The organism is Acinetobacter chengduensis, from assembly GCF_003664645.1.
In the GTDB taxonomy this organism is placed as follows: Bacteria; Pseudomonadota; Gammaproteobacteria; order Pseudomonadales; family Moraxellaceae; genus Acinetobacter; species Acinetobacter chengduensis.
Genome location: NZ_RCHC01000012.1, coordinates 86,267 through 100,948 on the forward strand (window position 1 = coordinate 86,267; position 14,682 = coordinate 100,948).

Annotated in this window: 13 protein-coding genes; 9 read left to right on the plus strand and 4 right to left on the minus strand. The window is 39.6% G+C overall.

Annotation, left to right across the window (positions count from 1 at the left end):
- Positions 1-50 precede the first annotated feature (50 nt).
- From D9K81_RS11750 to D9K81_RS11765, 4 genes are read left to right on the plus strand one after another with little or no spacing between them, the layout of a single operon-like run.
- Entirely contained in the window at positions 51-560 is a 510-nt protein-coding gene (locus D9K81_RS11750; RefSeq protein WP_120374785.1) for a low molecular weight protein-tyrosine-phosphatase, read from the plus strand.
- A gap of 15 nt (positions 561-575) precedes the next feature.
- The gene (gene murB / locus D9K81_RS11755; protein WP_120374786.1) at positions 576-1,610 is read left to right on the plus strand and encodes a UDP-N-acetylmuramate dehydrogenase; all 1,035 of its coding nucleotides are present in this window, start codon (positions 576-578) and stop codon (positions 1,608-1,610) included.
- Between the two features lie 3 nt (positions 1,611-1,613).
- Positions 1,614-2,753: a YdcF family protein gene (locus D9K81_RS11760; protein ID WP_120374787.1), complete on the plus strand. Its 1,140-nt coding sequence runs from the start codon at positions 1,614-1,616 to the stop codon at positions 2,751-2,753.
- A complete protein-coding gene (locus D9K81_RS11765) occupies positions 2,753-3,790 on the plus strand; it encodes an alpha/beta hydrolase (protein ID WP_120374788.1) in 1,038 nt (345 codons plus the stop codon). Before D9K81_RS11760 ends, D9K81_RS11765 begins: the two co-directional genes overlap by 1 nt.
- Positions 3,791-3,918: 128 nt before the next feature.
- Here the strand turns inward: D9K81_RS11765 and D9K81_RS11770 are convergent, their stop codons facing one another.
- A complete protein-coding gene (locus D9K81_RS11770) occupies positions 3,919-5,589 on the minus strand; it encodes an FMN-binding glutamate synthase family protein (protein WP_120374789.1) in 1,671 nt (556 codons plus the stop codon).
- A gap of 567 nt (positions 5,590-6,156) precedes the next feature.
- Positions 6,157-7,158, minus strand: a complete 1,002-nt coding sequence (locus tag D9K81_RS11775; protein ID WP_120374790.1) for a helix-turn-helix transcriptional regulator — start codon at positions 7,156-7,158, stop codon at positions 6,157-6,159.
- Between the two features lie 244 nt (positions 7,159-7,402).
- On the opposite strand from D9K81_RS11775, the gene D9K81_RS11780 reads away from it, so the two are divergent.
- The 5 genes from D9K81_RS11780 (at position 7,403) to D9K81_RS11800 (ending at position 11,624) form a co-directional block, all read left to right on the plus strand.
- The gene (locus tag D9K81_RS11780) at positions 7,403-8,944 is read left to right on the plus strand and encodes a circularly permuted type 2 ATP-grasp protein (protein ID WP_120374791.1); all 1,542 of its coding nucleotides are present in this window, start codon (positions 7,403-7,405) and stop codon (positions 8,942-8,944) included.
- A gap of 22 nt (positions 8,945-8,966) precedes the next feature.
- The gene (locus D9K81_RS11785) at positions 8,967-9,569 is read left to right on the plus strand and encodes a hypothetical protein (protein WP_120374792.1); all 603 of its coding nucleotides are present in this window, start codon (positions 8,967-8,969) and stop codon (positions 9,567-9,569) included.
- A complete protein-coding gene (locus tag D9K81_RS11790; RefSeq protein WP_120374793.1) occupies positions 9,566-10,348 on the plus strand; it encodes a transglutaminase family protein in 783 nt (260 codons plus the stop codon). Before D9K81_RS11785 ends, D9K81_RS11790 begins: the two co-directional genes overlap by 4 nt.
- 16 nt (positions 10,349-10,364) lie before the next feature.
- A complete protein-coding gene (locus D9K81_RS11795) occupies positions 10,365-11,099 on the plus strand; it encodes a proteasome-type protease (protein WP_120374794.1) in 735 nt (244 codons plus the stop codon).
- Positions 11,100-11,201: 102 nt separating this feature from the next.
- Positions 11,202-11,624: a BLUF domain-containing protein gene (locus tag D9K81_RS11800; protein WP_120374834.1), complete on the plus strand. Its 423-nt coding sequence runs from the start codon at positions 11,202-11,204 to the stop codon at positions 11,622-11,624.
- Between the two features lie 70 nt (positions 11,625-11,694).
- On the opposite strand, the gene alr is transcribed toward D9K81_RS11800, so the two are convergent.
- Positions 11,695-12,768: an alanine racemase gene (gene alr / locus D9K81_RS11805; protein ID WP_120374795.1), complete on the minus strand. Its 1,074-nt coding sequence runs from the start codon at positions 12,766-12,768 to the stop codon at positions 11,695-11,697.
- Positions 12,769-13,055: 287 nt separating this feature from the next.
- The gene (dnaB, locus tag D9K81_RS11810; RefSeq protein WP_120374796.1) at positions 13,056-14,495 is read right to left on the minus strand and encodes a replicative DNA helicase; all 1,440 of its coding nucleotides are present in this window, start codon (positions 14,493-14,495) and stop codon (positions 13,056-13,058) included.
- Between the last annotated feature and the right edge of the window lie 187 nt (positions 14,496-14,682).

Consider the following 14,682-nt stretch of genomic DNA (forward strand, 5'->3'; position numbering starts at 1 on the left):
TAAATAACTTAACATAAGATGCTTGAAATAAAAGTAACATTGAGGTTCTTATGTCATCCCAAACGCCCTATCAGGTGTTATGTGTTTGTCTAGGTAATATTTGCCGCTCTCCTACGGCTGAAGCTGTATTTAGGCACTTATGTGATGAAGCGAACTTGAATGTTGCGATTGATTCTGCGGGTACCAGCAATTACCATCCTAATAAGGCACCAGATTCGAGAAGCCAGCAACACGCCAAAAAACGTGGTTATGATTTGTCTACCTTGCGCGCACGTCAGTTAAAAACCAAAGATTTTGTAGAATTCGATTTGATTCTGGCAATGGATCATGAAAACTTAGTCAATATTCAAGCGTTGCAAATTCAAGCCTTACAAGAATGGGGTACTAGCGCACGACGTGCTGAAATTGCACTCATGAGTCAGCATGATCCTGACTTTTTTGAGCAGGCTGTGCCAGATCCATATTATGGTGGTGCAAATGGTTTTGAATTGGTACTCGACCAATGTGAATCTAGCTGTCGCGCATGGATTCAGGTTATTCAGAAAAAATTAGAACATTAAGGTTTAAGATTCGACATGCATATCCAGACTCAAGTACAACTTAAGCCTTTTAATACGCTCAATTTAAATTCAATCGCTTCTCATTATGTGCAAGTACATTCGAAACAAGATTTAATCGATGCATTAGCCTTTGCAGAGGCAGAGCAACTGAATGTATTTATACTTTCAGGGGGCAGTAATATGCTCTTGCCAGAACACATTGATGCTCTGGTTTTACACATGCACATCATGGGTATTGAAGCACTCGCGGAAGATGACCAAACTCGTACTATTCGTGTTGGTGCAGGTCAAGTTTGGCATGACTTTGTGTTATGGACGACCACAGAGCACTTATATGGCTTACAAAATTTAGCTTTAATTCCAGGGCTTGTAGGTGCGGCACCAGTACAAAATATTGGTGCTTATGGTGTAGAAGTTGGTGAATTTATTGATACAGTTGAAGTTTATGACCGTGATGAAAAGCAATTTATAAGTATAGCTTCTGTCGATTGTGATTTTGCTTATCGCCATAGTGTATTTAAAGATGATCCAAACCGTTACATCATTTGTGCGGTGCAATTTAAATTATTAAAAACACCAGAACTCAAATTACAGTATGGTGATTTAAAAGCAGCCGTGGGTGATGAGCTCACAGCTGAGAATTTACAACGTCAAGTGATTCATATTCGACAAGCCAAATTACCAGACCCTCAAGAATATCCAAATGTGGGAAGCTTTTTTAAAAATCCAATAATTTCGCAGCAAAGTTATGAACAGATTGCGTTAAAACATCCAAACTTACCACATTATCCTCAAGCGAATGGACAAGTTAAAATTGCTGCAGGTTGGCTCATTGATCAGGCGGGTTGGAAAGGTAAAAAGCTAGGTGTGGTGGGTATGTTCCACAAGCAAGCATTAGTTTTAGTTAACTATGCAGATGCGACTTTGCATGATGTGCGCCGTACTTATCAAGCAGTGCAAAATGATGTATATCATCAGTTTAGCATTAAGTTAGAACCTGAACCTGTGTTGTTTAGTCAGCAAGGTTTAATCCGTTCACATCAGGACTAAAAAATGAAAAAAACGCCGTGGATAGTCCGTATTGTACAAATATTCGCTGTATTATTTGCACTATTCGGCTGTCTGATCGTTTTTATTTATACGCCTTTTTATTCCAGCTTAGTCGTGCGTGCACTCAACTATTTTGTACCCGTAGAAGTGAACGAGGTTGCGGCCAAGAGCCAAAAATTGGCCTCTTTAAGTGATCATGAAAGCTACGAGCCGGGCTCGGATATGTGGATTGCACGTCAAGCTTATTTAAAAGTGATGGAAGAGGCGATTCAAAGCCAAAATGCACAAGATTTAATGCTGGTGCAGGCACGTTATAAAGTACTGCAAAAAAGTATCGAAGACGATATTCAAAAAGAAGCTGAGGAAAAGAACCGTCCGCAAGTGCCCTTGTTAGCACCTGTAGTTGAGCAAGCAGAGGCGAGTAGTGCCTCTGAAGCAACGGTGAGCCATGTTTTCGATTTTAATGCCAAAGTCGATGATGAACAGATGCAACATTACGTTAAATTTTTAAAAACACATCCTATTGAAATAGCAGCTTCAGAACCTGTTGACGATGAAATTTTTAAAGATATTGCACTGATTCAGAATCAAAATGAAAATGAGAAAAAAGTTGCAGAATTGAAGCCAGCGCATTTTTCTGAACCTTATGCCATTGTGGTACTTGGTGGTGGTTTAACTTTAGATAAAAATGGCAAAGATATTGTGGTAAATGACTATACGCGCTTACGTTTAGAAAAGACGCTTGTGGTAGAAAAGCAATATAAATTGCCTATTGTGCTGAGTGGCGTAGAAGCACCTTATATGCAACGCTGGTTGGCTGAGCATGGTGTAGAAGCTAAATTGCTTGAAGATCGTAGCATGAACACCTGTGAAAATACGCGCTTTAGCTCTTTGCTCTTGCAGAAGAAAGGCGGAGCCCCTACAGTGATGCTAATTACAGATCGTTATCACATGCCACGAACTCGACGTTTATTTGCACTCAATGGCATAGAAACATTAGCGATTGAAGCGCCAATGCCAACTCATTTGACACGATGGCGTCCAAGTGAACAAAATTATGACCATAGTCGCCGTGCCAATTATGAAATGTTGGCTACAATGCGCGATATGTGGGTAGGTACAGAATGCAGGGAGGTACCTTAATGTCTGATATACCTTTTTTAAATCCTGCGATTTTAAAGCAATTAGAATTGCCTATTCCGAGTCGTGAGACCACGCCTCTATTATTAGAACAATTAAATTTAAATCGACCCTATACACCAACTTTAGAGATACAAGCATATCGTCGTTTATATGGTTTAGATGCTTTGAATTGCGAGCATTGGCAAGGCGCTATAGAAATGCCTTTGTTTAAGCTTCATGTACAAGTGTTTCAGCCAAAATTAGAAGAACGTTCACAAATTAAAGGCACGGTATTTTTGTTGCATGGCTATCTCGAGCATAGCGGAATTTATCAACCGATCATTCGAGAAATACTCGAACAAGGTTATAGTGTTTTGACCTATGACTTACCGGGACATGGCTTAAGCAATGGTTCGCCGGCGAGTATTCAAAATTTTGATCACTATCAAGCTGTGTTAGAAGCTGTGCACCGTTATGTTAAGCATGCGGCACAATTGCCTCAGCCTTGGTTGGGCATAGGTCAAAGTACGGGTGGGGCTATTTGGTTACATCACTTGCTTGCCTTCGCGGAGCGTCGTGAAAACCCTTATGTTGATCGCGTATTATTGCTTTCACCTCTAATTCGCCCTGCAAAAACTGCGTGGTGGCACAACTCAGTAGGTTTGGGGATTATTCGTCGTATTAAGCGTGAAGTCCCTCGACATTTCCGCCGTAATAACCATAACCCTGAATTTCTTCGTTTCGTACGTCTTAAAGATCCGCTTCAGCCACGTATGATGGGAATGGATTGGATTCTGGCAATGTCAAAATGGATGCAGGAAATGGAAGAACGTCCAGCATGTCGTATTCCAGTGTGGTTGGCGCAAGGTGCACAAGATCAGACGGTCGACTGGCGCTATAATATTGAATTTATACGCCGTAAATTTCGCTTACAAACGCTATTAATGCTAGAAGAAGGCTCTCATCAATTAATTAATGAGCGTGCAGATATTCGTGCTGCATTAACGGGGTTAATCCCCGCATTTTTACATGCAAACAATACTAAAAGTTATTATTAAATCGCTTGATTGATTGGTAAGTGGTAGCTGTTCAAGACATTAAAAAAGTAGCATATAGCTACTTTTTAATGTCCAGTGATTCGTTATTTACAGAGTGTTAAACACTGGGTAATGATGCGAATTTAATTTTAAAAATGCTCAGCACTTGCCAAATTCCACATTCGATAATAAAAATTTTCTTGGTCTTTATCGTTACATTGCAGAAGTTCGCCATCCTTCAACCAAAAATGGAGCTGAGCATAGTTTTTAATTTCGCGATCGTTTACTCGCTGTGCTAAATGATGAGCCTTTAAATCTGCAGGGTGGCGTAAGCCTGCTGCAGCAATCATCTCAGATAAGCCGTGTAGAGTGTTTTTGTGGAAATTATAAACACGTTCAGCTTTGGTTGGTACATGAATGGCTTTTTGGCGATCTGGGTCTTGTGTCGCAACCCCAACAGGGCATTGGTTGGTGTGGCAACTCTGCGCTTGTATGCAACCCACGGCAAACATAAAACCACGTGCTGAATTCACCCAATCGGCACCAATCGCCATGGTGCTAGAAATATCAAAGGCACTGATAATTTTACCACTTGCACCAATTTTAATTTTCTCTCTTAAACCTGCACCTACTAAGCTGTTATGTACAAAGAGTAAACCTTCTCGAAGTGGCGTACCCATATAATTAATTAATTCTACAGGTGCAGCACCCGTACCGCCTTCGGAGCCATCAACCACAATAAAATCTGGCAAAATATTGGTTTGAAGCATCGCCTTAACAATACTCATAAATTGCCAAGGCTGGCCAAGGCAAAGTTTAAAACCTACGGGCTTACCATTGGAAAGTTCACGCAGTTGCTGAATAAAATACATCAGTTCAAGTGGTGTGCTAAAAGCAGAATGGCTAGATGGAGACACGCAGTCTACATCACGGCTTACGCCTCGAATCTGTGAAATTTCTTCTGAAATTTTGTCTTTGGGTAAAATTCCACCATGTCCAGGCTTTGCACCCTGAGACAATTTAATTTCAATCATTTTGACTTGAGGGATTTTGGCTTGTTCGGCAAAACGTACAGGATCAAATTGACCATCGAGTGTACGACAACCAAAATAACCACTACCAAGCTCCCAAACAATATCGCCACTATTCTCTAAATGATAGGGACTAATACTGCCTTCACCCGTGTCATGATAAAAATTACCCATTTTTGCGCCTTTGTTGAGTGCTCGAATCGCATTTGCACTTAAGCTTCCAAAGCTCATGGCTGAAATGTTTAAAATGGATGCACTATAAGGCTGGGTACATTGTGGTCCACCAATGCTTATTCGAAAACTTTCAGGGTTTGCAGGTTTGCAAGGAGTGAGTGAGTGGGTGATAAAACGATAATTATCTTGATATACATCGATGATAGAACCAAAAGGTTTATCGGCATTTTCATTTTTTGCACGTTGGTAGACTAAGCTACGTTGCATACGTGAAAAAGGTAGTGCATCTTGATCGGCTTCAATAAAATATTGGCGAATTTCAGGGCGAAATTCTTCGAATAAAAAGCGAAAATGCCCCATGATTGGATAGTTTTTTAAAATGGAGTGCTTATTTTGCAGTACATCATATAAGCCAAGTAAACTCAGTGCTGAGCTAATAATCCACACACTATTGAGGAGAGTTTGTGGAATGAAATAATAAATGTAGCGAGGCTCATAGCCAATATGGAATGACGTCAGCAACAAGCAAATAAAAATACACAAAAACCAAATAGAATGGCGTGAAAAAAATGTATTGAGCAGTTTATGTCGTACAGATTGTGTAAGGTTGGGCATATAGAGGTTTATCCATAGACTGCATTGAGGTTTTAATGTGCCGATTTTGTTAGAAATTCTCAAGATCTAGTTTGTTGAATGTATGTAGTTATATGAATGTTGAGCCCTTGAATAGGAATCAAATGAATGTATATCAATTTACAAAAAAATGGACAATATTCGGCCAAAAAAGATGTTTAGTTTTTAATCTGCTATTGAAAGCAATTCTTATGATTTCACGGCAGATGATTTTTTAGATAAATTGATTTTACCCCAACCACAGGAGTAAAAAAGATGACTAAGAAATCGATCCGTTATAATAATGCAGATCTAGCATGCCTATGCTAAATCTGATTTCAAATACGACTTTAACGCATCAATACAGTATGCAGTGGGGCAAGCAACTTCATACTGTATCCCCATAAATCCATCAACGCTAATAATCACAAAAAATATTTTAAGAAATTATTAGTCCCATGTTTGGGACTTTTTTATTTTTCGAATTGTATGCTACTTATTTTATAAATGACCTAAGCGATTGAGTGCACCAAAAATCCAGTATCTAAATAATAAGATTGATTACAGCCATTAGGGTTCATCAATTTGTTGCACAGCATGTGAAACATAGTCGGGTTCAATATTTTGAATGCGTTTGCCAAAGCTACGTAACCACCAAACCAATTGTGAGGTGTATGGAACGGTTGCCGTAATCAAAATACGTCCATCCTCTTGCTTTTGTAGGGTTTGATCTAGGCTGAGTTGAGATTCCTCAAAGTAGCTCGCATCTTGTTCCGTCACTGTAAGGCGAAGCTCAATATTTTCTGTAGGTTGGTTAAAATCAACACGGAAGCCAAGCGCACCAGATTCAATATAAGCATCTATGTCAAAATTTACAGGGTGTAAGGCACGCGAATTCAGCACGTGTGCTGATTTAAAGCGGTGCAAGGCAAAAGTTTGAATGTCAGTTTTGTCATGTCGAGTGCACACGAGATAAATAATTGCACCTTTTTGAACCAAAGCGAGTGGATTTAAAGTGTAGGTTTTCTCTTCACTTTGTAAGCCACGACCTTGATACACACATTCTAGTTGTTTGTCTTGTAACAAACCTTCGTAAATCGTTTGTTGCGAATTTTTATCTACCGTAGGTGGGATAAGGGGTTGATTGGCTGGCACAATACGTACCCGATTAATCCACTGACGCACGCTATTTTGAGTGGATAGACTGCGACGGGCCAAATCAAACCAAGGGTTCATTTCTTCAATCAGGCTAGGTGGAAGTAAATGTTTAAGATGTTCCTCGACCATCATAAACGTAACAGCCTGAGAGCTGGTCATGTGAGGCAAGCTCTGAATAGGTGCATCCGCGCGCCAACGCCAACCTTGAGGAGACGTTTTACTACTTTCAATTGGAAAGCGCTGTGCAATTTGGTTCAAATCGCGCTGAATGGTGCGCAAACTAATATCGATGCCTTCGCGAACTAAGCTTTCTTGCAATTCACGAGTCCCAATCCACTTTCCTGTGGGTAATCGCGACAATATTTGCCATTGGCGATAGAGACTGTTGGATGTTTCTTTTTCTTGTGAGGACATAATGTAGACAATAACTAATCTAGAAGTGAAATGGACAGTGCCAAAATACACAATAAAAAAACTGGATTTATTTCGCAAGCCTTTGACTTAAAAAAACGGCACATTTTGAAACAAGATGGCGCAATTTTAGTCTTGTGTCGATAGTTGAAATAATGAATAAATGGAATGTCAGAAGGTAGTTTATACAGTGGCATGCTTATTGCTTTGATTTATTTACAATAGATTACAAAGAGAAGAGGTTGGTATGTTGAAAGAAAATATACACGAGACAACTTCCACTACAACATTAGAGGCTTATGCGTCGCCATCATCTACCTTGAGTAGAAATTCTGTGACTGCGCAATCTTATGGATTGTTTGAACATTTGAAATCAAATTTTTTTAACGAAATGCGCGATGATGGAGCGATATCGGGTCAAGCCTGTGAAAATATTGAACATTGGCTATCTCAGCATAATTTAGACGAATTAAAAGCACTTAACCAACGTGCAAAAGAACATTTTTTATATGAAGGCATTACTTTTAATGTTTATGGTGAGGCCGAAGGTACTGAACGTACCATTCCTTATGATTTGATTCCACGCGTAATTGCAAGAAAACAGTGGAATACAGTGGCATCAGGGTGTGCGCAACGTGTACGGGCACTGAATCTATTTTTACATGATATCTATCATCAACAAGATATTTTAAAAGCCGGTATAGTTCCTGAGCTTCAAGTACTCTCGCATGAGGCTTATTTGCCACAAATGGTGCAACACCATTTAAAAGGTCAAGTCTATAGTCAGATCAGTGGTGTTGATATTATTCGCGATCGTCATGGTGAGTTTTACGTGCTTGAAGATAACCTACGCACACCATCTGGCGTGTCATATATGTTGGAATCACGCAAAATTAGCCAAAAACTGATGCCCGATTTATGTGCAAAGAGCAATATTTTGGGAATAGAACAATACCCAACTTTACTTAGACAAATTTTAGAAGAAAATGCGTACTGTGATCATCCCTTCATCGTGATTTTAACGCCGGGCCGTTATAACAGCGCCTACTATGAACATGCATTTTTGGCGCGAGAAATGGATGTACCTTTGGTGACTTCCGCGGATCTATTTGTAGAAAATGATGTGGTTTATGTGAAAACCATTAAAGGTCGCCAACGGGTAGATGTGATATATCGCCGTTTAGATGATGCATTTTTAGATCCATTAACGTTTAGACCAGACAGTACTTTGGGTGTTGCAGGTTTAATGTCGGCTTATCACCAGCATAATGTGGTGATTGCCAATGCTCCAGGAACTGGGGTTGCAGATGACAAATCCATTTATCCTTATGTAGATAAAATGATTGAGTTTTATTTGGGTGAGCAAGCGATTTTAAAAAATGTGCCGACATACCAGTGCCGTGAAGCTGAAGATTTAGACTACGTGTTGAATCATTTAGAGCAATTGGTAGTGAAAGAAGCCCAAGGTTCTGGGGGCTATGGCATGCTGATTGGGCCACAAGCATCTGAACAGCAAATTCATGAATTTAGACAAAAAATAAGCCTGACACCGCATTTATATATTGCACAACCAACATTGGATTTATCGGTCTGTCCAACGCTCACCTCGCATGGCGCAGCAGAAAGACATATTGATTTACGTCCTTTTGTACTTAGCTCACCATATCGTACAGAAATTGTTCCTGGGGGCTTAACCCGAGTGGCCATGCAAGCAGGATCATTGGTGGTAAATTCATCTCAGGGTGGCGGGATTAAAGACACTTGGGTGGTAGATAACCTACATGTTTAATGCCCTATAAAAGGAAAACGAGATGATTCTATTAAAAAGTAATGTACAAAATATTTTTTGGTTGGGGCGATATTTAACACGTATACAGTATTTATGTGCTCAATTTCCTTTTCAAATAGATGATGAAGCTGCACAGTATGCACAGGCGTTTGCTTTAAATGCTGAAGATTCGATTGAACTGAATGAGTTGCTCTTAGATCCAACGCAGGTGGCTTCATTTTCATATCAGTTTGAATGTGCAAAAAGCAATATTCAGGATTTACGTGCAGTATTGAGTGCGGTGAACTATGCAGAATTAAGTTTGCTGATTAAAAATGCCAATGAAAATCGAGGCTATATTTGTGATGTAGCTGCTGAATGCCAAGATATTTTAGAAACTGAATCTGAAACTATTTTTCTATTTTTTAGTCTGGGGCAAGGCATAGAGGAACTTGATCGACAGTTAAGACTACAACAAGATGAAAGCACGACCTTAGCTAAGATAAGCCATATTGTGAGCTCATTGGAGCACTTAGGGTGGTCGAATTTAGAATACACGTGGGCACAGTTACAGCAAGCACCTAATAACGCGAACTTTTTTCACTTTTATGACTCGATTCAACAGATATTTGAGGCCGATACATGAAATTGATGGTGAATCACCAAACGCATTATAGTTATTCTGCAGATGTGAATCGAAGCATTCAATATATTCGTATGACACCGCCCAGTAATGCACATCAAAAAGTACATCATTGGGCGGTGAGTGTGCCTGGTCAGTCTATAGCTAAGCAAGATGCTTTTGAAAATATTTGGTTAACGAGTTCACAATACGAACCTTATAGCCAGTTAACTATTATGGCGCAAGGAATTGTAGAGCTGAATGTAAATAATCGTGTTGGAGTGGATTTGGCATATATTTCACCTTCGATGTTTTTACAGCCTACAGATCGTACCTTGTGTAATACCGAAATGCAGTGTTTTGCACATCAGTATGTGCCAAGTGTGACACATCAAAATTTACAGGCCTTGGCTGAGGCAATATTACAGTGTATCCCGTATACGCCTGCACGGACGTCAGTGCATACCACAGCAATAGATGCGTTTTTACATGGTGAAGGTGTGTGTCAGGATCATAGTCATGTATTTATCGCAATGTGTAAATACTTGGGTATACCAGCACGCTATGTGTCAGGTTATTTATATGTGCCACAAATGGCACATCTGGCCAGTCATGCATGGGCTGAAGCATTTATAGACAATGCATGGTATTGTTTTGATATCAGTAATCAATTATTTAGGCCCAATTCGCATATCTATGTCGCCATTGGTCGTGATTATTGGGATGTTGCTCCTGTACGGGGTGTGCGGGAAAAAGGAGGTATTGAATCAATGAGTTCGATTGTGCAAGTACTTCGCTGTTGAAAAAGAAGGATTAAAAATGACTTATTGTTGTGCGATGCGTTTACAGGATGGCATGGTGTTTATTAGTGATACTCGCACCAATGCAGGGGTGGATCATATATCTGTATTTCGCAAATTATATACCTTTGGTGTAAGCAATGAACGCTTCATTGTGATACAAACCTCAGGAAATTTAGCCACAACGCAAGCCGTGATTGGTCATTTACAAAATCAGTTGGAACTTAAGTTAGAGCCAAATTTGTATAGCCTGAACACCATGTTTGAAGTGGCTGAATTGGTGGGGCATACCTTAAGAAAAGTGATTGCCGATGTCACTTCAGATACAGTTGAGCAGAGCAATTATTTCTGTAGCTTGCTTGTTGGTGGGCAGATTGGATCGGCTGAAATGCAATTATATAATATTTACCCGCAAGGTAATTTTATAGCGGCAACGCCAGATACACCTTTTTTCCAGATTGGTGAAAGTAAATATGGTAAACCGATTTTAGATCGAGCTTTGAAATATGATATGCCACTGCATGATGCATTGCGCTGTAGTTTAATTTCTTTTGATTCTACACTACGTTCTAATGTATCTGTGGGCATGCCATTGGATGCGTTGGTTTATCAGAAAGATACCTTACGTGTTCCAGTCGGCAAGCGTATTTATGAAGAAGATTCTTATTTTTCAGTCATCAGCAAGCAGTGGTCAGAAACTTTAAAACGAGGCTTGCAAACGATGCCTGAACCGACAGAAGATTATTTTAATTAATATATGTGTTGAATAATGCTATGTTAAAACTGCATTGGAATTCAATAGTTTCAATGCAGTTTTTTGTTTTTAATGATTATTATAAATAAGGGCAGTTCGATCATGAAGCAACTTTGCTATGCAAGCTGTTCAACATCTTTTCCAGAGGAACTACTGGAAGATTTAAGAAATATACTCAGTGAAGCGCGGGATTTTAACCACCGTCATGCAGTTACAGGAGTGCTGTACTACGCAGATGGCTACTTTTTTCAGTGTTTGGAGGGAGAAGATCCAGTACTTGAATTGCTTCTAGAGAAGTTGCGCAAAGATTCCCGACATCGAGAGATTATGATCTATGGATTGAAGAAGATTGATCAAGCTCATTTTACAGACTGGTCGATGAAGTACGTTAGTAGAAGCAGTCATGCACTCCAGTATTTGCATAAACAAGGGCAGGATAAATTCAGGCCATTTGCTTTAAATTCTGATCAGGTCGAAGCATTTATAGCGCATTTATATGATGCACAGCCTGATGAGGCGGCTTAAATGAAAAAAGCCCAAGATTTTCTTGGGCTTTTTTGTGATGAGATGATCCAAAAATAAATTTGATGTATTTTTAAACCGTTTTACGAACTGGGCGTGCACTCATACGGCAAAGTAATTCATATCCAATCGTACCGTTAGCTTCAGCTACATCATCGACTAAGCGGTCTTTGCCCCAAAGTTCAACTTCTGTACCAATCGATGCATTTAAACCAGTGACATCAATTGCAATCATATCCATGGCAACACGGCCAATCACGCGAGTCGCTTGTCCATTGATGTGCACGTAGTTTTGTTTAGGAAAGGCACGTGGATAGCCATCACCATAGCCAATAGAGACAATAGCCAAATCCATATTTTGATCGGCTACAAAAGTTGAACCATAACCAACAGATTCACCCGCTTGAATCGTATTTAACGCAATAATTTCAGCAGTAAATGTCATGACTGGTTTAAGGTCAAGTTCATGTACAGTTTTGTCTGCAAACGGAGTCGCACCATATAGCATGATACCCGGGCGTACAAAGTCAAAGTTTAATTCAGGCCATTTAAAAATAGCCGCCGAATTGCAACATGAGCCCATAATTGGCGCACATGCTTCTTTTACATGTAGGAACTGGTCACGTTGTTGATCATTCAATGGGTGGTTTTCAGCATCAGCATTGGCAAAGTGCATAGCCAGTACACAGTTAAAACCTTCAGCCTTAAGTGAGTTAATCACATCAATAATTTCAGGTACTTTAAAGCCTAAGCGGTTCATACCACTGTTGAGTTTGACCCAAACTTTCAAATTTTTAGCAATATATGCATCTTTGTTGGTCAGCAACCATTCAAGTTGAGCTTGATGATGAACCACAACTTCAATGTTATGTTCTAAAACGCTAGCCATCTCATCGGCAGTGAATATGCCTTCAATTAATGTGATAGGTTGCTGATAACCTAATTCACGAATTTCTAACGCTTCTTCTAGGCAGGCAACACCAAAGGCATCGGTTCCAGTTAAGGCTGCTAAGCAGTCTTTTACACCGTGTCCGTAAGCATTGGCTTTCACCATGCTGACAATTTTCGCAGTTGGGGCAAGTTGTTTGACGCGGTTTAAATTATATTGAAGTGCAGATTGATCAATATAGACAGTTGCTTGGCGCACCCTAATAACTCCTTAGGATTGGTTTGCTCGCTATAGATTGAGTATGCTAAGCGAGTGAAGCCATAAAATATATTTGGCCTGTAAGTTTACGCTAATTTAGTTTAAAGCGCAGTTCAAAGACGATCTTGATGCACTATTTTAGTGAATTTTAGGCAAAAGTATGCGAGTAAATTTGATTGGAAATACTGTGCAGATCAGGTATTTAAATTGGTTTTCTTAAAGTGATTATTTGAACAAAAATTAAAAATATAAATACAAAAAAGCAGGCCTAAGCCTGCTTGTATAAATTATTCTTCGTCATCGTACTGTGCGTAGAATTCAGGTGATAAATTACTAAAACGCGTATATTGCCCTTCAAAGGCTAGACGAACAGTACCAATTGGGCCGTTACGTTGCTTACCAATGATAATTTCGGCTGTGCCAGCTTCTTTGGATTCTTTGTTATAAACTTCATCACGGTAAATAAACATGATTAAATCGGCATCCTGCTCGATCGCACCAGATTCACGTAAATCTGACATTACTGGACGTTTGTTTGGACGGTTTTCCAGTGAGCGGTTAAGCTGTGAAAGAGCAATCACAGGGCACATCATTTCTTTAGCCAGTGCTTTTAAGCTTCGAGAAATTTCCGAAATCTCACCTACACGGTTATCGCCCATGCCAGGAACTTTCATCAGCTGTAAGTAATCGACCATAATACAGCCAAGTTTACCGCCATGTTGTTTGGCAATACGACGAGCACGTGCACGTACCTCTGTTGGAGGAAGTGCAGAAGAGTCATCAATATAGAGTTTCTTTTCCTGTAACTGTAAGATGGTACCTGTCACTTTAGACCATTCATCGCCGTCTAATTTACCCGAACGTAAATGACCTTGATGTACCTTACCGTAAGACGAAATTAGACGCATTGCAATAGAGTCTGCTGGCATCTCCATAGAATAAACCAGCGCCGGTAAGTCGTTATTAAACAGTACGCTTTCAACCAAGTTCATGGCAAATGTGGTTTTACCCATAGAAGGGCGGGCCGCCACAATAATCAAGTCGCCAGCTTGCATACCAGAGGTTTTATTGTCGAGCTCTAAGAATCCTGTGGTTAAACCAGTAATATTACCTTCCATTTGTGACAATTCATTCAATTTGTCAAAAACATCTGCAACAACGGTATTAATCGCTTTTGGGCCTTGTGCTTTGGCGTTGTTATTGTGCTGTTCTGCGATTGAGAAAATATTAGTTTCTGCAAGATCTAATATTTCACTGACGGTACGACCTTTGGTGTCATAGGCATTTTGTAAAATTTCAGAACTCACTTTAATCATATTTCTTAAAGTTGAAAATTCTTTAATTTTAGATGCATAAGTTTCTAAATTGTAAAAACTTGATGGTGAATCGGCCATCAATTGCATTAAATATTCTTCGCCACCGACTGCATCTAATAGATTTTGCTTAGTCAGCCAGTCATGGACTAATACGGCATCATAAGGTGAACTTTCTTTAGACAGTTGATCAATCGCACGGAAAATATATTTATGACGCGTTGCGTAGAAGTCATTTTCAACAAGCGTATCACCCACTTGTTCGAATGATTCAGCCACAGTCATGAGGGCTGCAAGCACAGCTTGTTCAATGGCAAGATTATGTGGAGGCGTACGAAATTCTTTAAGTTGTCCTGACTCTGTTGTAGGTGTAGGAGCTGATTTTTGTTTCGTATCGGCATTGGCCTGAGACATAGATATTCCGTTTAACAGTCAATACTTGAGCTTAAATATTTATAGCAGATAAATAGGGTATATAGCATTAGATGATACGCTTTCTATGCTAGAAATACGACTCTCTATACTGAGGATTCATCTAATAATGAAGGGTATCTGTATGTGAATATTTGCATGAATAGTTGTATTAAGACTATGGCAAATT

Coding starts and splice junctions, on each gene's coding strand:
- D9K81_RS11795 (WP_120374794.1), top strand. CDS start 10,365: ATGACTTATTGTTGTGCGATGCGTTTACAGGATGGCATGGTGTTTATT.
- murB (WP_120374786.1), top strand. CDS start 576: ATGCATATCCAGACTCAAGTACAACTTAAGCCTTTTAATACGCTCAAT.
- D9K81_RS11765 (WP_120374788.1), top strand. CDS start 2,753: ATGTCTGATATACCTTTTTTAAATCCTGCGATTTTAAAGCAATTAGAA.
- D9K81_RS11780 (WP_120374791.1), top strand. CDS start 7,403: ATGTTGAAAGAAAATATACACGAGACAACTTCCACTACAACATTAGAG.
- D9K81_RS11750 (WP_120374785.1), top strand. CDS start 51: ATGTCATCCCAAACGCCCTATCAGGTGTTATGTGTTTGTCTAGGTAAT.
- D9K81_RS11770 (WP_120374789.1), bottom strand. CDS start 5,589: ATGCCCAACCTTACACAATCTGTACGACATAAACTGCTCAATACATTT.
- D9K81_RS11760 (WP_120374787.1), top strand. CDS start 1,614: ATGAAAAAAACGCCGTGGATAGTCCGTATTGTACAAATATTCGCTGTA.
- dnaB (WP_120374796.1), bottom strand. CDS start 14,495: ATGTCTCAGGCCAATGCCGATACGAAACAAAAATCAGCTCCTACACCT.
- D9K81_RS11785 (WP_120374792.1), top strand. CDS start 8,967: ATGATTCTATTAAAAAGTAATGTACAAAATATTTTTTGGTTGGGGCGA.
- D9K81_RS11800 (WP_120374834.1), top strand. CDS start 11,202: ATGAAGCAACTTTGCTATGCAAGCTGTTCAACATCTTTTCCAGAGGAA.
- D9K81_RS11775 (WP_120374790.1), bottom strand. CDS start 7,158: ATGTCCTCACAAGAAAAAGAAACATCCAACAGTCTCTATCGCCAATGG.
- D9K81_RS11790 (WP_120374793.1), top strand. CDS start 9,566: ATGAAATTGATGGTGAATCACCAAACGCATTATAGTTATTCTGCAGAT.